The 17,008-nt window shown below is 69.5% G+C and carries 20 protein-coding genes; 15 read left to right on the top strand and 5 right to left on the bottom strand.

Features of this window, described 5'->3' with window-relative positions:
- Window positions 1–56 precede the first annotated feature (56 nt).
- The 3 genes from ACWD12_RS28725 to ACWD12_RS28735 are packed head-to-tail and all read right to left on the bottom strand — an operon-like array spanning window position 57 to window position 2,008.
- Window positions 57–482, bottom strand: coding sequence for an NUDIX hydrolase (locus tag ACWD12_RS28725; RefSeq protein WP_450102013.1), 426 nt, complete (start codon window positions 480–482; stop codon window positions 57–59).
- Entirely contained in the window at window positions 479–1,228 is a 750-nt protein-coding gene (locus ACWD12_RS28730) for a protein phosphatase 2C domain-containing protein (RefSeq protein ID WP_450102014.1), read from the bottom strand. The genes ACWD12_RS28725 and ACWD12_RS28730 overlap by 4 nt, the downstream gene beginning before the upstream one ends.
- 12 nt (window positions 1,229–1,240) lie before the next feature.
- The gene (locus ACWD12_RS28735; protein WP_450102015.1) at window positions 1,241–2,008 is read right to left on the bottom strand and encodes a GntR family transcriptional regulator; all 768 of its coding nucleotides are present in this window, start codon (window positions 2,006–2,008) and stop codon (window positions 1,241–1,243) included.
- Between the two features lie 417 nt (window positions 2,009–2,425).
- Between ACWD12_RS28735 and ACWD12_RS28740 the strand changes: the two genes are divergently transcribed.
- The 13 genes from ACWD12_RS28740 (at window position 2,426) to ACWD12_RS28800 (ending at window position 13,980) form a co-directional block, all read left to right on the top strand.
- Window positions 2,426–2,983: a hypothetical protein gene (locus tag ACWD12_RS28740; RefSeq protein WP_450102016.1), complete on the top strand. Its 558-nt coding sequence runs from the start codon at window positions 2,426–2,428 to the stop codon at window positions 2,981–2,983.
- Window positions 2,980–4,512: a hypothetical protein gene (locus tag ACWD12_RS28745; protein WP_450102017.1), complete on the top strand. Its 1,533-nt coding sequence runs from the start codon at window positions 2,980–2,982 to the stop codon at window positions 4,510–4,512. The genes ACWD12_RS28740 and ACWD12_RS28745 overlap by 4 nt, the downstream gene beginning before the upstream one ends.
- Window positions 4,509–4,829 carry a WhiB family transcriptional regulator gene (locus ACWD12_RS28750; RefSeq protein WP_450102018.1) on the top strand — a complete coding sequence of 107 codons (321 nt, stop codon included), beginning with the start codon at window positions 4,509–4,511 and terminating at the stop codon, window positions 4,827–4,829. Before ACWD12_RS28745 ends, ACWD12_RS28750 begins: the two co-directional genes overlap by 4 nt.
- 97 nt (window positions 4,830–4,926) lie before the next feature.
- Window positions 4,927–5,295, top strand: coding sequence for a plasmid transfer protein TraA (gene traA / locus ACWD12_RS28755; protein ID WP_450102019.1), 369 nt, complete (start codon window positions 4,927–4,929; stop codon window positions 5,293–5,295).
- A gap of 34 nt (window positions 5,296–5,329) precedes the next feature.
- The gene (locus ACWD12_RS28760; protein WP_450102020.1) at window positions 5,330–7,441 is read left to right on the top strand and encodes a hypothetical protein; all 2,112 of its coding nucleotides are present in this window, start codon (window positions 5,330–5,332) and stop codon (window positions 7,439–7,441) included.
- Between the two features lie 172 nt (window positions 7,442–7,613).
- A complete protein-coding gene (locus ACWD12_RS28765; protein WP_436773900.1) occupies window positions 7,614–7,826 on the top strand; it encodes a hypothetical protein in 213 nt (70 codons plus the stop codon).
- Window positions 7,827–8,024: 198 nt separating this feature from the next.
- Entirely contained in the window at window positions 8,025–8,891 is an 867-nt protein-coding gene (locus ACWD12_RS28770; protein ID WP_450102021.1) for a hypothetical protein, read from the top strand.
- A gap of 95 nt (window positions 8,892–8,986) precedes the next feature.
- The gene (gene ssb, locus ACWD12_RS28775; RefSeq protein ID WP_450102022.1) at window positions 8,987–9,472 is read left to right on the top strand and encodes a single-stranded DNA-binding protein; all 486 of its coding nucleotides are present in this window, start codon (window positions 8,987–8,989) and stop codon (window positions 9,470–9,472) included.
- 90 nt (window positions 9,473–9,562) lie between these two features.
- A complete protein-coding gene (locus tag ACWD12_RS28780) occupies window positions 9,563–9,955 on the top strand; it encodes a hypothetical protein (protein ID WP_450102023.1) in 393 nt (130 codons plus the stop codon).
- Window positions 9,952–10,959 carry a bifunctional DNA primase/polymerase gene (locus ACWD12_RS28785; RefSeq protein ID WP_450102024.1) on the top strand — a complete coding sequence of 336 codons (1,008 nt, stop codon included), beginning with the start codon at window positions 9,952–9,954 and terminating at the stop codon, window positions 10,957–10,959. The genes ACWD12_RS28780 and ACWD12_RS28785 overlap by 4 nt, the downstream gene beginning before the upstream one ends.
- The gene (locus ACWD12_RS28790; RefSeq protein ID WP_450102025.1) at window positions 10,956–12,137 is read left to right on the top strand and encodes a DUF3631 domain-containing protein; all 1,182 of its coding nucleotides are present in this window, start codon (window positions 10,956–10,958) and stop codon (window positions 12,135–12,137) included. The genes ACWD12_RS28785 and ACWD12_RS28790 overlap by 4 nt, the downstream gene beginning before the upstream one ends.
- A 212-nt stretch (window positions 12,138–12,349) precedes the next feature.
- Window positions 12,350–12,529, top strand: a complete 180-nt coding sequence (locus ACWD12_RS28795) for a helix-turn-helix domain-containing protein (protein WP_436773894.1) — start codon at window positions 12,350–12,352, stop codon at window positions 12,527–12,529.
- A 77-nt stretch (window positions 12,530–12,606) separates the two neighbouring features.
- Window positions 12,607–13,980 carry a tyrosine-type recombinase/integrase gene (locus ACWD12_RS28800; RefSeq protein WP_450102026.1) on the top strand — a complete coding sequence of 458 codons (1,374 nt, stop codon included), beginning with the start codon at window positions 12,607–12,609 and terminating at the stop codon, window positions 13,978–13,980.
- Between the two features lie 282 nt (window positions 13,981–14,262).
- Here the strand turns inward: ACWD12_RS28800 and ACWD12_RS28805 are convergent, their stop codons facing one another.
- Entirely contained in the window at window positions 14,263–14,877 is a 615-nt protein-coding gene (locus tag ACWD12_RS28805; RefSeq protein ID WP_450102027.1) for a DUF4126 domain-containing protein, read from the bottom strand.
- Window positions 14,878–15,408: 531 nt separating this feature from the next.
- The gene (locus ACWD12_RS28810) at window positions 15,409–15,762 is read right to left on the bottom strand and encodes an arsenate reductase family protein (protein WP_450102028.1); all 354 of its coding nucleotides are present in this window, start codon (window positions 15,760–15,762) and stop codon (window positions 15,409–15,411) included.
- Window positions 15,763–16,086: 324 nt separating this feature from the next.
- On the opposite strand from ACWD12_RS28810, the gene ACWD12_RS28815 reads away from it, so the two are divergent.
- A complete protein-coding gene (locus ACWD12_RS28815; protein WP_358350663.1) occupies window positions 16,087–16,458 on the top strand; it encodes a DUF6504 family protein in 372 nt (123 codons plus the stop codon).
- Between the two features lie 121 nt (window positions 16,459–16,579).
- On the top strand, window positions 16,580–17,005 hold the full coding sequence (locus ACWD12_RS28820; RefSeq protein WP_450102029.1) for an SAV_6107 family HEPN domain-containing protein: 426 nt from the start codon (window positions 16,580–16,582) through the stop codon (window positions 17,003–17,005).
- The last annotated feature ends 3 nt before the right edge of the window (window positions 17,006–17,008 follow it).

Genomic DNA, 17,008 nt, shown 5'->3' on the forward strand with positions numbered 1-17,008 from the left:
TGAGAATTAGGTGGGGACGGTATGGGAAGTATCCCGGGCGGCAAGAGCCGACCAGGCTAGACCAGCTGCTCCCCATCGTGCGCTCGCACGGTTGGATATCGCTCCGTGAGCGCATCGGTAACGCGCACGCTGAAGGCTGGTGACATGATCTCAGGGAGCGCGCCCGGTGCTACCCAGCGGAATTCGGTGACTTCGGCGTTCGTTTGGAGTGACCCGCCGAGCACCTGGCATCTGAAGACCAGAGCCACAACACCGATTCGCATGTTCTTGTATACGCCGGTGAGTGCCTCGGCATCCACCATCAGGCCCGTCTCCTCTTGAACCTCGCGATGCAGTCCTTCGGTGATGCTCTCGTCCAGTCCAAGGATGCCGCCGGGGGGTTCCCAGTGGCCGTTGTCGCGCCGGCGGATTAGAAGGACTTGCCCCTCGTCGTTGACGATGACGCCGGCGACGCTGACGGAGTGCTTGGCGGGTTCGGTCATGGGGTGAACTCGCGGCAGAGGGCGATGGTGGCGTCGTCGTGGGGCTTGCCGCGGTAGGTGCCGGGGGCGGTGGCGAGTTCGGCGTCACGGACGGCGCGTACTGCGGCGGCGGGGCCCTCGGACTCGGTGAGGTCCATGAGGCGGGACCAGGACCATTCGTAGCGGTCGACGAGGCGGGACATGCCGTCGGTCATAACGGCGATGCGGCGGACGTCGGCGGCGGGGAGTGAGCCGACGACAGCGTGTTCGGCTGCCTCGGGTTTGGTGCTGGCGATCCAGAAGCCGCCGGGGTGGTTGCGGAGGCGGTTCAGGTCGGCTTGCGTGTAGCCGGGGAGGTGGGACGTCGCGTCGTCGCTGATGGCCTGCACCTTGCCTTCGGTGGTCTCGATGGCCATTGGCGAGTCGCACAGGATCAGGTAGTCGATCGTGTCGCCCTGGTGGCGCATAAGCGCGACTGTGCTGGACGGGCTGTTCGGGTGGGTCAGGTCGCAGGTGTCGGCGTGCATGGCGCAGACGCGTTCGATCGCTCCGCCGAGGATGGATGTCAGGGACGCATCCGGCTCGGTGACGATGGCGGTCGCGAGTTGTGTGCCGAGGCGTTGGACCAGCCATCGGACGTTGTGGATGCATCCGGATTCGCTGAGCTGCGTTGCTCCGTCGAGCACGACGACGAACCGTTCCCCCGCGATGACGAAGTCGTCGTTCTTGCCGCCCGGTTCGGGCTCGCTCGTGTAGGTGACCTGCAAGGCTCTTCCTGACTACTCGGGTGCGGGGAACTCGTAACAGAAGACGTGGCGGTCGCCGGCGACCACTGACGTCAGTACTTCCACGGGACCGTCTGCGGTGAACGCAATGCGTCGTAGCTCGGCAACCGGGATGCCGGGGGAGAGGCGGAGAGACTTCGTCTCGTCGGGTGAGGGCATGCGGATGGCGATCTCTTCGCGGAACCGCTCCAGGCGGAGCCCCTTCTCTTCAAGCCGCGCATAGCTGCCGCCGGGGCCCGTGTCCTCGTTGCGGATCGCGGTGTCGGCGACGGTCTCCAGCAGGTAGTAGCTGTCCGCGACCTGCGTGGGCTCGTCGTCGACCCAGTTGCGCCGGCGGCGTACGAATACCGTGGTGTCGGGCTCGATGCCGAACCACTCGGCGACCCACTTGGGAGCCGGTACGTCTTCGAGCCCCAGAATCTCCTGACCCCAGCGGCGTCCCTGAGCCTCTATCTCCGCCTCGAAGGCTGCTTTGCCCTCCGCGCGCGTCTTCCGAGAGAAGCGAGCCGAGCCCATGTGGATCGTGGGTGGCTGCTTCTTAACGAACACGCCACGGCCCCGTTCGGAGACGACGAGACCTTCCTCCTTGAGGAGCCGTACGGCTTGGCGAGCGGTCGTCGGCGACGTGCCGTACGTCCCGACCAGCACGCTTTCGGACGGGAGCGGCTGCCCCGGTTCAAGCGCGCCGCTGACGATCTGCTCGCGCAACTCGTCGGCGATCTGGCGCGACGGGGGCCGGGGGTCGGTCGGATCGATGCTCATGCGAGCCATCGTAGGACTACTTCCCTAGTGAGGTATTGCGGCACCCAGACTTGTCGCGCTACGGTGACGTCACTACCTCACTAGTGAGGCAGTGACGTAGGGGTTTTGGGATCGCTACGTGTGCTTTGACCTGCACGTACGCACGGCGCCGAGACAGAGCGACCGGCAGGGAAGGCGGCAGTGGCGAGCCGCGCGCCCGTCGGGACAGCGCGTTCCTTGAGAACTCCACAGTGAGCTGAACGACCACAGACACGAGTGCTTTTGGTCCCCGATCCGCGCCGAATCCGGTTGTGGGTCGGGGGTCATGACCGCTCGTCAGTTGTGGCGAGGCGCACCGATGTGCGCCGGGGCGGTCGCCGTCCGGCCAAGGTCCGGCGACCGCCCCGTGGGTCACCTCCTGAAGAAGAGGAGAGCGACTTGCGAACCATTGTTGCGGGACGCCCGACGTCGTCGGGTGGTGAGTTTGCCGAGATGGTGCTCGGCTTCGACCCGGTTCTGTTCACGGGGCCGGCGGTCGAGACGGAGTCGGAGCGCGCGGCGCGGCTGGATGCGGCGTCCGACGTGCTGACGGAGATGTGGCGGGAGGACGCCGAGGCGGCGGCCTACGCCACCTTGCTGTTCCTGGCGGCGACGCGGTCGCGGCCGTCGGTCGTTGGTCGGGCTCGCGGTTACCGCGTCTGCGCGTACGGCTCGCTGCGGCGTGGCCGGGTGGGCGGTGCGATGGCTGTGACGCTGATTCGCCAGGCTGTGGCGTCGCCGAGCGCGGGCACCGTGTACGCGCGGGCCGATGAGGCGGTCAACGACCTGCTTCGCTTCCGGTCGCAGGTCGGGAAGTTGGCGACGCTCGCAGCCGAGTTGGAGGCGCGGTACGGACCGGCCGAGTGCTGGGACGCGCGTACGTGGGATGAGTACGAGCATCGTTCCGAGGCTGCGTCGTGGCGTGAGGCTGCGGCGCTGTTCGGCGGTCAGCAGTGAAGCGGCCGACGCGCCTGTCGGAGTTGGTGGGCGCGGGGCCCGCGTCGCTTTGGCTGCCGGAGCCGACGGCCCTCGCGGTCGAGTTGGAGGCCAAGGCGCGCGCCGCGCAACTCGTCGACGATGCCGAGCAGACGGCACGTGAGCTGTTGGCGCAGGCACAAGCCGAGGCCGACCGCATCCGCGGCGAGGCGTTCACGGAGCGGCGCACGGCACAGGCCGAGGCCCGCAAGGCGGAGACCGGCGCGGGCATCGCCCGCGACGAGGCGGAGCAGTTGAGTGCTGCTGGCCGCGAAGCGGTGGAGCGGGCCCGGGAGACGGCGGTGACGATCGTCGCCGAGGCTCGGAGCAGTGCGGCGACGTTGCGCGACGTCGCGTCGGCGACGGCATCGCGGGTGCGTGGTGCGGCCGACACGTACGCCAAGGGCGTCGTCGACGAGGCCGAACACGCCAAGCTGCGCGCTCAGGAACTCGTCAACGAGGCCAAGGCCGAGGCTCAGCGCATCGTCGAGGGTGCGCATGGCGAAGCGGGCGACGTCGTCGCGGCAACCAAGGATGCGGCGGCGGAGGCGAGCGGCACCGCGAACGCGGATGCCGACCGCATCCGTGCCGAAGCTGAAGCGGCGGCCGACGCGTTGCGGGCGCAGGCGCGTACCGCGGCCACGCGGATCACGTCCGAGGCGAGCCGCGACGCGCAGGCCGAACGCGCGCGGGCGGCGGTCGCCGTCCGCGATGCCGAGGCGGCGCGAGCGGATGTCGAGCGGTTGCGCGTGGACCTGGGCAAGAAGCTGGACCGGTTGCGGTGGCGTACGAACATCCTTGGGCGCGTGCTGCCGGTTGTCGCGCTTCTCGCGGCGGTCGCGCTGACGGCGTCGGGTGAGTACCACCTGTACGTGTGGGCGGGGTTCGGGTTCTTCGCCGCGTTTGGTCCGGTGTGCATCGACGCGTACGTGATCGCTGCGTTCCGGCGTCGACGCGAAGTCGGTTGGGCGATCGGCGTGATGGTGCTGACGAACGTCACGGTGCACCTGCTTCCGCTGCTTCCCGGCGGATGGGTGCACATCGTCATCCGGGTCGCTGTTGCCGGGCTTGCTCCCGTCGTCTTGTGGCGGGTGCACGAACTCCTGCATGACGGAAGCGCTTCCGGCGACGCTGACCAGCACGGGGAGCACACGGAAGCGCTTCCGGCGGACGTACCCCCGGTGCTTCCCGCGCCGGTGGCGAAGGCTGTGGACACCGCTTCCCGGGAAGCGCCTGCCGCTCCCCGCAAGACACCCCGAACGACCGCGAAGCAGACCGCGCCGATGCCCGGAAACGGCTCGCGAGATCACATCGCGGCAGCGCTGCAACTGCTCCGCGAGCACAACGGCGACGTCTCGTACCGCGCGGCCACGCAGGCTCTCGGCTGCCGCTACGACACCGCCAAGGACGCGCTCGACGAGGCCAAGCGGCAGTACGCCGGCGGCGCGACCGTCCTGACTCTTCCCGTTCAGACCGGCACCACCAACGCCGAGGAGGCGACACCCCGATGAGCGTCAAGAAGGCAGCGGCCGGCCCGCGCAAGCGCTGGGAGGACGCGGCGGCGTGCCGCGACTCCAGCGGCGGCAGCGCGTACGCCGAGTGGTTCAGCGAGCCGGACGGCGTCCGCGAGACCGACGCCGCGCGGGAGATGCGCGAGCGGGCCGCGAAGTCGCTGTGCCGCTCGTGCCCGGTCCGGCGTGACTGCCTGGTGGCGGCGCTGGAGGAGCGCGACGAGCACACCATCCGCGGCGGGCTGACCGTCGAGGAGCGGCGCGCGCTGCGGCGCAAGGCGAACCGCACCGCGGCCGAGGTCGCCAAGGCCGCCTGACGGCCGAACACGAACAGCTCAGTACGACAAGCACAGCCGACATCTCGTGCGGGGCCCGGAACTTCCCGGGTCCCGCTTCTTCTTGGAGGACTGCCCTATGGCTCGCCGTTCGCTCGGCAACGCCCGTCAGATCCTGTCGGACCCGGAGTTCTTGAACCCGGAGAGCATCCGCACGTACACCAACGCCGGCCGTGAGCTGCTGCGTGACGTCTCCGTCGACCTGGCCATCGGGTCCGAGGTGCTGCGCGCGGTGCTCAAGGAGATCCCCGTCATCGGCTCGAACGCCCCGGGCGGGGCCCGCATCCGCGCGTTCGCCATCGCGCGGCACGTCGACATCGCGGCCGAGGAGTCCAAGGCCGCCGCCGCGCGCATGGCGCAGTGCTACGCGGCGTTCCTCAAGCACTTCGCGCCCGAGCTGGAGCAGGCCGGACACAAGAAGCCCGCGCCGAAGTTCACCTTCGCCTGACCGCCCCACGACTTCGAGAGGACGAACGATCGCGATGGCAGCGAAGAACACCTTGCAACAGGGGAGCACGGACGTCGGCGCGCAGATGGCGAAGTGGATCGCGTCGCGCACCGCGCCGTTCCTCCCGCCGTGGCTGCTCGTCGGCGTCCTCGGTGGCGCGGCGGCGTTCGGGCACGCGCACTTCGCGGACAACACCGCCGCGACTGCCGTGATGGGCGCGGCGTCGACTGCGGTCACCGCGGCGACGTGGCAGGAGGCGTCCCGGCGTTCGCCGCGCCTGCGCGGACACGCCACGGTGACCGTGGCCGCGTCGACCGCGTACGTCACCGCCGGAACCGTCGCCGGTCCGCTCGCGGGCGGCGTCGGCACGATGTACGTCATCGGCGGCGCGGCGCTCGCGCTGTCGTGGAACGTCCGGTACGCGCTCCGCAACTCGGCCGAGGCTGAGGGAGCGGGCGGGGACAAGCTGCTCGACATGGTCGGCATGGCCAAGGCGAACGTCGTCAAGGGCAGTGTCGAAGGCTCGCGCGTGGACGCCGTGTTGCAGCTCGAACGCGGCAAGATGACCGCGGCCGACGCGCAGAACAAGGCAGGGCTCATCGCATCCGCAGCGGGCATCCCTGCCACGGCCGTGCGCATGACTGCGGACCCGGACGACAGTTCGCGCGTGTCCATGTCGCTCGTCGCCCAGGACGTGTTGAAGAAGCCGACGCCGTGGCCCGGCCCGTCCGCGCCCGGCGGTTCGGTCGCCAAGCCGATCGTCATGGGCGTGTGTGAGGACGGGCTCGCGCTTGAGTTCTTCCTGCCCGGTGACCCGGACGTGCCGCGCAACGCGAGCCACATCCTGTGGGCGGGCATGAACGGCTCGGGCAAGTCCGAGGGCTTCCTCGTGATGGCTGTCGAAGTCCTGACGCGCTCCGATGTGCTGCTGTGGGTCGGCGACCCGTCCAAGGGACGCCAGACGCTCGGCGACATCGCGCACGGCCTTGACTGGGTCGAGACGACGCCGAAGGGTGTCGGCGCGATGCTGGACGCGTTGCCGCACGTCATCCGCGCCCGCGCCGACCAGCTCGGGCGGCTCGGCTACAAGCAGTGGGTCCCGGAGTGCTGGACCAAGCACCGAATCCCGCTTGTCGTCGCGCACTTCGAGGAGGCGGCCGACAGCACGGTGTCGGAGAACCCGAATCTCAAGCCGATCGCCCAGCAGGCACGGTCCGCCGGCGTCATCCTCTCGGTCAGCCTTCAGCGTGCCTCGGGCACGAACGTCGACACCGACGTGCGGTCGGAGTTCGGCACCGGGTTCATGTTCGGGTGCCAGAAGCCCGTGGACGCGACGTTCGTCCTCAACGAGGAGACGATCGAGGCGGGGGCGAACCCGCAGGCGTGGAAGAACAGCAAGCCCGGTTCCTGCTACGTGCAGAGCCCCGGGCGCACGCTCGGTCGCTGGGCCATGCCGAACCGCACGTTCCGGCTCGACCCGAGCGAGGACGCGCGGCGCGAGGTCCGCGAACTCATCGCCGCGTACAAGGGCATCCGCGCGGTCGCCGACCCGGTCACCGCCCGCGCGGCGGGACCGGCGTACGCGGCCCACCGCGCCACCGCGACCGCGAAGGCGCGCGAAGCCCGCGCGGGCGTTCCTGCACCGCGCGCAGATCTCGCACGACGGGACCGCACACCGGACCGTCTGCCCGAGGCGGAGGTTGTGGACGCCTCGTTCGTCTTCGCGACCGACGACGAGGAGCCACGCGGCTACTCGGACGCCGAACTCGCCGCGATGGACGACGCGCAGCTTGCCGCCGCCATGCAGGCGTCCGGCACGGACGACGACCTGGTCGTGAACCCCGACATGGAACTGCCCGAACTGCCGGACGGCGCCGACTCCGTCGTGCTCGGGGAGCCTTCGCAGTTCCCGGCGCGCGAGTTGACCGAGGAGGAGGCGTACGCCGAACTTCTCGCGCTCGTCGACGCGCTGGAGGCCGCCGGATATGACGAGATCGGGCCGCGCGAGATCACCCAGCAGTGGAAGGGCCGTTCGCGGTCGTGGGTGTCCCGGACCCTCAACCGGCTCGCCGACGAAGGACGCCTCCGCGAAACGCAGGCTGCCGGCCGGTACGGCATCGTCCCGGCAGACGGCTACGCCGCGTAGCTGTGCGCGCCAGGTGTGCGCACACCTCTCAAATGTTCGCACGGCGTGCGCACACCCCGTCCCCGCGTACGCGCCCGCATAAAGGCCCGCACGCGCCCGCGCACACCTGTGTGCGCACGCTCGCGCACACCTCACCCAACGTGACCAAAGCCCTGAGGAGGGAAGCACCGCCATGGCCGAGTTCTACATCGAGTTCAAGGACGCCGCGGGCAACAGCCGCGGCAGCAAGTACTTCAGCAAGTCCACCGACAGCGACGCGCTGACCGAGGGACAGAGCCTGCTCACGTCCGAGCACCGCACCAACAAGCGGATCGTCGTGGCGACCGTCTACCACCGCACGTTGTTCTCCGACCGGGCGAACGAGGTCGGCGAGCTGAAGGTCTGACCGCACCCCGGGACGGCCGTCCCAACCGCCAAGAAGAGCCGGCCGCCCCGGGCCCCTGTCCCTCAAGCGAGTACAGGAGAGCCCCAGCATGCCCATGAACCACCACATCGTGTCCAGCCTGTCGGGATGCGTCCGGTGAAGGCCCCACCGCGAGTGCTGTCACTCGGCGCCGGTGTCCAGTCGACCGCACTGCTGCTGATGTCCGCCGAAGGCGTCATTCCCAAGTACGACGCTGCGGTCTTTGCGGACACCGGGTGGGAACCCGCCGCGGTATACGCGCACTTGGACCGGATCGACCGCGACATCGCGCAGCCTGCCGGTATCCCGATCCTGCGCGTGTCGAACGGGAACATCCGCAGCGACGCGCTGGACCCGGAGCATCGTTTCGCGTCAATGCCGCTGTTCATCAAGAACCCCGACCCGACCGAAGACGATGGGCTCGGGCGGCGGCAGTGCACCAACGAATACAAGCTCAAGCCCATCAAGTCCGCCGTCCGAGCCATGCTCGGCGCCAAGACCGACGCCGATGGTCGGGTGGGGCGGACCCCGCACGGCCGGCACGCGCGGCAGTCGATCGGGATCAGCAAGGACGAGTTCGAGCGAGCGAAGGACGCGGACGTGCAGTACGCCCGCAACACCTTCCCCCTCCTCGACCTGGGCATGAGCCGCAACGACTGCACGCGGTACCTCACCGCCGCCGGGCTCGGCGATACCCCGAAGAGTGCGTGTATCGGGTGTCCGTTCAGCGGCAATGCCCGCTGGCGGAAGATGCGCGACGAGACGCCGGAGGAGTTCGCGGACGCGGTTGCGTTCGACCGCGCCATCCGCAAAGGCGGCGCTGGCGCGAACGCCAAGGGCAAGCAACTGCGCGGGACCGCGTTCCTGCACCGGTCGATGGTGCCGCTGGACAAGGCGCCGATCGACCGCGTGACCCGCGGGGAGTGGAAAGGCCGGCAGGTCGACATCTTCGACGCCATCGCCGACCAGCTCATGGAAGACGGCGACCCCGACGGATGCTCCCCGTGGGCCTGCCGCTCCGGGGCCCCGGTGGCTGACGCCGCTTGACCCGCCGCTCGCCGTGGCCTCGGAAGCCTGCTGGCTTCCGAGGCTGCGGGGGACGGCCGGAAGGACCGGCGCTCTCGCTCAAAGGAGGCACCACCGTGGGCACCAACACCACGCACATCACGATCACCGGGAACCTGACGCGCGATCCCGAGGTCGGACACACCGCCTCGGGCGCGTTCTTCGCCCGGTTCTCCATCGCGGTTACGCCGCGCAAGTTTGACCAGCAGTCGAACCAGTGGACCGACGGCGAGACGACGTTCTGGGACACCACCGCGTGGCGCGCCCTGGGCGAGCACGTGGCCGAGTCGCTGACCAAGGGCGACCGCGTTATCGCAACTGGCACCGTGCGTACGCACCGGTGGAAGGACGAGAAGTCCGGCGACGTCCGCTCCCGCGTCGTTCTGGAGCTGGAGGACATCGGCCCGTCTCTGACCTGGGCCACCGCGGCTCTCACCAAGGCCAACCGCAGCAACGGCGCGCCGCGCACCAACGGCGCCAGCGAAGACCCGTGGGCCAACGGGCCCGCCGACGGATGGGCGCCCGCAAAGGCCGCGGCCTCCGACGACAACCCGCCGTTCTGAACACGCCCCGGGGCACCCGAAATCTTCTTGGCGGAAGCGGGTGCCCCGGGTCTCTCACCGCCCCGAAGGGGCAGACAGGAGACCTTAAGCATGACTGACACAACCGCCGCGCGTCGCGCGGTCGACGCGCCCATTGCGGCGGATGAGGTCGCTGAGTTCGTGCGACGCCTCAACTACGCGTTGCAGGACGCGGCGGCGCGCGGTGACTTCCCGATGTCGCCGACCGACGCGTACCGCATCACCGGAGCCCTTGCGGCCGCGGCGCGTCGACTGCCGCAGGCGCTCCACGAGACGGCATCCGTCGTGTGCGAACCCGAGGGGCTGCGCGTCGACGACGGCACGGACCCGTTCAAGCACCTCGCCCGTGTCTGCGCCGCGTTCCACGACGCGCAGCAGCACGCGCGGGCCCTCGAAGCGGCCCTTGAAAACGCGTGGCGGCTGCTCGGCTCCGTCGCCTACGCGAGCCCGCGGGACCTGACGTGACCAACCCGCCCAACAAGCGCATCTGCCGCCGTTGGACAGCCCACCCCTGCCCGGAGACCAGTGGCCTGCGCCAGTACACCAACGGCTACTTCTGCCCCGCGCACGCCCCGGGCGGGGGCGCCCCGCCGCTGCCGGACCTGAATCCCTTCAAGACCGCAGCACTCGCCTGTGCCGCACGCGGATGGCATGTGATCCCGCTCGTTCCGGGTGGCAAGGAACCGGCAGTCAGTGACTGGCCGGACCGGGCGAGCACCGACCGCGAGCTGATCGCGCGGTTCTGGGACCGCGGCCCGTACAACATCGGCATCGTCACCGAGCCCAGTCGCCTGGTCGTGGTGGACCTCGACATGCCCAAGCACGCCGGGGACAAGCCGACGAAGGAACCGTGGTCGGGCATGGACGTACGCCACGGCGCGGATGTGCTCGCGGTGTTGGCGAAGAACGCGGGACAGCCCTTCCCGGACCAGACGTTTGCCGTCACCACCCGATCTGGCGGAACGCACCTGTACTTCGCGGCACCGCCCGGACCGGCACTGCCGAGCACGGTCGAGAAGTACGGGTGGAAGGTCGACACCCGGGCCCGCCGCGGCTACGTCATTGCGGTCGGCAGCATCGTCGACGGGCAGCCGTACACGGTCGCCCGCGATGTCGATGTCGCGCCGCTCCCGGCATGGCTCTTGGGCGTCCTGCGTCCCGTGGCGACGCCCGCGCGACCGGTGTCGCTCGGTTCGGTTCGCGTGGCGTCCGCGTATGCGGCCACAGCTTTGCGGAACGAAACGGCGAACGTGGCGGCTGCACTCGAAGGCGGTCGTAACGCTGCGCTCGTACGTGCCGCACGGGCGTTGGGTCGGCTCGTCGCGTCCGGCGACATTCCGCGTGCAGTGGTGGAAGGCGCTCTTAAGGGGGCAGCGGCGACTGCCGGGCTCCCGGACAGCGAGAGCGTTCCGTCCATCCGAAGCGCTCTCGACTGGTCAATCCGCAACAACCGCAAGGGAGCGGCATGACCGAGCCGGAATCCCCCCGCCTTAAGAGCGCTCTTCCTCCCGAGCCCACCGGACCGCGAGTCGACGGCTCCTCCGTGCTCGATGAGGTCGAGGCATTCCATCGAAGGTTTAACGTGTTCCCGCTCGAAGCCGCCTACGTGGCGGTGACGTTGTGGGACGCGCACGCGCATCTCGTCGACTGTTTCGACGCCACACCCCGACTCGCGTTCCTCTCGCCCGAACCGGCGAGCGGCAAGAGCCGAGCGCTGGAAATCGTCGAAACGCTCGTTCCCGCGCCGATGGTGGCCGTAAGCGCGAGTGCTGCCGCCTTGTTCCGATCCGTGTCCGGGGATGCACGGCCGACCGTGCTTTTCGACGAGATCGACACCGTGTTCGGCCCGAAAGCGGGCGAGAACGAGGAACTGCGCGGGTGGCTCAACGCCGGCCACCGACGCTCGGGTGTCACGTACCGGTGCGTCGGCGACGGGTCGAGCCAGAGCGTGCAGGCGTTCCCGTCGTTCTGCGCGGTCGCCGTGGCCGGGCTCGGGTCGCTGCCAGACACGATCCTGACTCGCTCGGTCATCATCCGCATGCGTCGGCGGGCCCCGAACGAGCGTGTGGAGCCATTCCGGCAGCGCATCCACACGGACGAGGGACACGAGATCCGGGACCGCCTGGCGGCGTGGGCGACGACCGTACGGGAGCAAGTCGCCGACGCATGGCCGGAGATGCCCGAGGGCATCACGGACCGTCCCGCAGACGTCTGGGAGTCGCTGCTTGCGATTGCCGACGCCGCGGGCGGGGACTGGCCTGAGCGGGCCCGCGCGGCGTGCGTCGAACTCGTCGACGCCGCGGGCGACGACAAGTCGTCGGTCGGGATCCGGCTCCTGACGGACCTGCGGGACCGCGTGTTCCGCGGTGCCGACCGGATGCCGACCGCGGTGATCCTGGAGCACCTGAACGCCATGGACGAAGCGCCTTGGGCCGACCTGAACGGGCGCCCGCTGGACGGCCGAGGTCTGGCGAAACTCCTCAAGGAGTACGTCACGACCAAGAACGTTCCGATCGGCGCGAGGAACATCCGCAGCAGCGCCGGACCGGTCGTGAAGGGCTACTACGCGGCCGATCTGTACGACGCGTGGACGCGCTACTGCCCCCCACCCCTGGATAGTGCGCTACATCCGCTACAGGCGGTCTGAAACCGGGGTTGACCAGCGCAAACGACGTAGCGGGACGGTGCTTTCCGTCCCGCTACGTAGCGGCAACGTATCCGCTACACGTACGCGCTCCGCTACGCCGATCAGGGCTCTGACCTGCGATGTAGCGGATGTCGCGCTTGTAGCGCACTTTCCGGCGAAGAGCCGGAGCACGACACACCCACACCGTCATCGCGTCTCCGAAGGAGCGACCCTTGAGCCGCCCCAAGCAATTGAAGCTCCGCGAAGTGCTCGCCGAGTTGGACATCTCCCGCGCCGCGTTCTACCGCATGTGCGCCAAGGGCAAGGGCCCCAAGTACAAGAAGCTCCCGAACGGTCAGCTCCGCTTCCTCCAGGCCGACATCGATGTCTGGTGGGACGGCTTGGAGGGCTGACACCCCACAACATCAACGGAGTTCATCAGGCCGGGTGCGGTTCGCCGCACCCGGCCTTCCTCATGAAAGGACGAGCCTTGTTCAAGCCGACGTTCAAGGTCCGCATTTGGGCTGTGCGACAGCGCAAGGACCGCGGGCAGAAGAGCGCCGAAGTCCTCTGGAAGGTGGGGGAGAACCGCTGTCAGGAGACGTACGCCAACAAGACCCTCGCGGACGGCCGACGTTCCGACCTGCTGAGCGTGGTCAACCGCGGCGAGCCGTTCGACGAGGTCTCCGGGCTGCCGATGTCCGAGGCCCGCAAGCTGGCTGACGTCTCGTGGTACGTCCACGCGCGGGAGTTCGCCGCAATGAAGTGGCCGAGGAGTTCGGCGACCGCGCGCACGAAGCTCGCGAAAGGACTCGCAAGCGCATCCGCCGAATTGCTGGCCAAGCAGACAGGCGGGCCCTCGAAGCGCGAGCTGAGTCGTGCCCTGTACGTCTGGGGCTTCAACGTGAGCCGTTGGGGCCAAGAGCCGCCCGAGGACGTCACGCGCTGCCTCGACTGGGTCGCGCAGCACTCGTTGCCGATGAGCGCGCTGCAAGACGCCGGCGTCGTGCGCGGGTTGCTAACCGCGTTCAGCCTGAAGCTCGACGGGAAGAAGGCCGCGAAGGACACCTTCGAGGGCAAGCGCGCCGTGTTCCGCAACGCCGTGGGCTATGCGCTGGAGAAGAACCGCCTTACCGAAAATCCGCTGGAGCGGGTGCAGTGGGATCACTCCAGCAACGCTCGGCAGGTCGAGCCCGCGTGCGTCGTGAACCCCAAGCAGGCCCGCGCGCTGCTCCGGCAGGTCTACGGGCAGAGCCGTCGTGGACGGCACCTGGCGGCGTTCTTCGGGTGCATGTACTTCGCCGGGGCGCGTACGAGCGAGGTCGTTCGCCTGCGGCTGGTGGACTGCGTGCTTCCGAAGCGCGGATGGGGTGTCCTCAACCTCCAGAAGTCCGGTTCGCGCGCTGGCCGCGCGTGGACGGACAGCGGGCAGGCGCATGACGACCGGCAGCTCAAGGCCCGCGATGAGGGGGTGATCCGCCCGGTGCCCATCCCGCCCGAGCTGGTGGCCATGCTGCGATGGCACGTGTACCGATACGGCGCCGCCGCCGATGGCCGCCTCTTCCGCAGCGCTATCGGGCGACCGGTGCAGGACAGCGCGTACGGCGACGAGTGGCGCGCGGCGCGCAAGGCCGTGCTGACGCCGGCGCAGGTCGAGTCCCCGCTCGGGAAGCGCCCGTACGACCTGCGGCACGCGTGCGTGTCGTTCTGGCTGAACTCCGGAGTCGATCCGACCGAGGTTGCGCGGCGGGCCGGACAGACCGTTGCGGTGCTGCTTCGGGTCTACGCCAAGTGCCTAGACGGCGGTACGGAGCAGGCCAACGAGCGCATCGCGGCGGGTTTGGGCAGGTGGGAGGGGGTGTGAGCCGCCCAACGCTGCCCAACAAATGCCCAACGAACACTGGACAAGACGCGGTTCAGGGCGGGGCAAAGTGAGATAAGTCGGGTTTCTGGGGCGCGCGGGCGATCCTGGCGCGTTGATCGGTTGAGGTGACGAACCCGCAGGTGGGAGGGTGGTTTTCGGAATCCCGTTCGAGAAAAAGGCTCGGGGCCCGAGACCGCCCCCCGGTCTCGGGCCCCGCCTTCCCGTGCCCGCTCCCCACGGCTGCACGGGCCCACCCCCCAGTGGGTCGTCGCAGTGTTTGACTCACGGACCCCCGGGAGGGTTGTGCGGGTTGGGATTTTTTCTGGGATTTCTGCGGCGGCGGAGGAAGCGGCGGATGCGGGTGGCGAGGAAGAGGACCAGGGCGGCGCCGAGAACCAGGAGGAAAAGGGCGATTCCGGCGGCGAGCCAGGGATGGTTGACGGTCAGGGCCAAGACGACGAGGACGGCGCCGTCTTCGCCGAGTGAGGTCACGGAATTGGTGAAGGGTTCTGGGGAGGTGTTGACGGCCATGCGGAAGCCGGCTTTGACGCTGTGGCTGCCGAAGGCCATGCCGCCTCCGCCGAGGGCGGCGGCGAGTTGTTGGGCGGTGTCGGCGTCGCCTACGCCTGCGTAGAGGGCGCCGATCCAGGCGCCGACGAGGGGGCGTACGACGGTGTGGACGGCGTCCCAGGCGGAGTCGAGGTAGGGGATTTTGTCGGCGACGAACTCGATGACGAAGAGGATCGCGGCGACGACGAGGACGTCGGTGCGTTCGAGCATCGCGGGAGTGCTGTCGTCGATGCCCAGGCGGCCCATGCCCCCGAGGATGAGGACGGTGGCGTACGCGTTGGTGCCGCTCGCCCAGCCGCTGGTGACGACCATGGGGGCGATGTCCATGCGCGCCCCCTGAGTGAGGTTTGCGGCAGTTGTCGTGATCTTGACGTTAACCCGCAGGTCGAGAGGCCGCATACTCAGACGCGCTCAGCGGTTCGGGCCTTTCTACTCGGGTTGCGATCTGAGTACCTGTACGGATACCCGGGGGCCTTCGCACCGGCAGAGTTGTCGCCAACGGGGAAGTGCAGGACCGCGGTCCGGACGTCGGGGGGCGGACGGTCCGCGGAGCGGGGGAACGGGGGACAACGGGGATCTCGCGGGGGGATCGCGGGATCCCGAGGGGGAAACGGGGACCGGGTTCCCCGGGCTGTCGCGCACGGGGGTGCGGCGGCCCGGGGGGCCTTGCGGGAAACGCGTTCGTGCATGCGTACGGGACGCGGGGGTCGCATCTGCACCGCCGACACGGGGCGGCGGTTCGGGTGCCGTCGTCACTGCTGTCACGGGGGTGGTGGCCGACGACGAAGCGGGCTGTGCCTCCACGGGGGAGGCACAGCCCGCTGTCCTGTTTGGCGCCGTCTTCGGGGTCGGGGCGGTTCAGAGGAGGGACTGCAGGGCCTGGTCGGTGCGGACGACCACGGCGCGGCCGTCGTCGCCGATCACGATCGGGCGCTGGATCAGTACGGGGTGCTCGGCGAGGGCCGTGATCCACCGCTCGCGCTCTTCGGCGGTCCTGGGCCATTCCGTGACGCCGAGGTCCTTGGCGGCCTGGTCGCCGGTTCGGGTGATGTCCCAGGGGTCCATGCCCAGGCGCTCCAGTACGTCGCGGATCTCGTCCGCGCTCGGCGGGTCCTCCAGGTAGCGGCGGGTGCCGTAGTCGACGCCGGCCTCGTCGAGGAACGCGGTCGCCGCACGGCTCTTCGAACAACGCGGGTTGTGCCAGATCTCCATGGCCGCAGCATAGGCATCGGCGGCCGGGTGTCAGTGGCTCGTGCGACGGTGGTTCCCGAGCGCCGAAAAATCGAACAAAGATCGAAAACAGCAGGAGCGCGGCAAGGCTGGCGACTCGCGCCTTATGACGTTGACGTCGTGGAAGCCGCGAGGTTTACTGAAGCCACAGGTTCGAACTTGAGTTCGATTTTCGAAGGTGGCTCCGAAGGAGCCGGCTTCGCGGGGATCGACAGGGGCTCGGGTTCGTCCGGCGGAAACCGACCCCGGCCGGGGGTGCGAGGGGAAGCGCATCTCCGGCCGGGTCACCGCAGTGAAGGAGAGGCCATGGCACGTCGTCACATCGACCCGGTGGAGGTAGTACGCAGCGGAGGGGAACCGGCCCGGTTCCTGTGGCACGACAAGCTGTACGTGGTGAGGGACGTCCTCGACCACTGGGTGGAGAACGAGGAGTGGTGGCACGCCGGTCACACCAACCGCGCGGGAGCGCACACAGGCGCGGGTGCCCGCACGGGGAGCCGTACGAGCGGCGTGGTGACCGCGGACGCCCCGGCGGCCGGCACGGGGACGGCCCTCCTGGCCATCGAACGTGAGGTCTGGCGCGTCGAGGCAGCCGCCGGCCGCAGCGCGCCGCTCGGCGTGTTCGACCTGAGGCTCGACTCGCAAGGTTCCTGGACCCTCGCCCGGACCCTGGACTGAAGGCGGCGATGTGATCATGGCCACCGAATCCGCAGCAGCACGACGCCGACCGGGGGAGACGGGCGACCGTACCCGCGACAACCGGGACATACCCCACCTCCCGTCGATACCCCGCGCACCCGTGCGCTGGACCAGTGCGCCGCCCGGCGCTCTCGATCTCCTCGCCCACGCCCGCCGCGCACTCGCGGAGGCAGCCGAGGCAACCGCGCCCAACGAGCGCTACGCCGCCGCGCATCTCGCGGCGCTGCGTACGACCGCCGCAGTATTGGCCGCGCGGGCCCGCCCCGAGGAGGAGAAGCCGGGACGCCGCCGCGCGCCCCGCAGCGCGTGGCAGCTGCTGCCCCAGGTGGCCCCTGAACTGACCGAGTGGGCCGGATACTTCGCGAGCGGAGCGCGCAAGCGCGCGGCGGCCGAGGCAGGACTGCCGAACGCCGTCACCGCGCGCGAGGCCGACGATCTCGTGCGGGACGTGGGGGTGTTCATCCGCCTCGTCGTCCGACTCCTCGGCCTGCCGGCGCTGACCGTGGTGCCGCCGCAGGAGGACTGACCA

It is taken from the genome of Streptodolium elevatio (assembly GCF_053592165.1).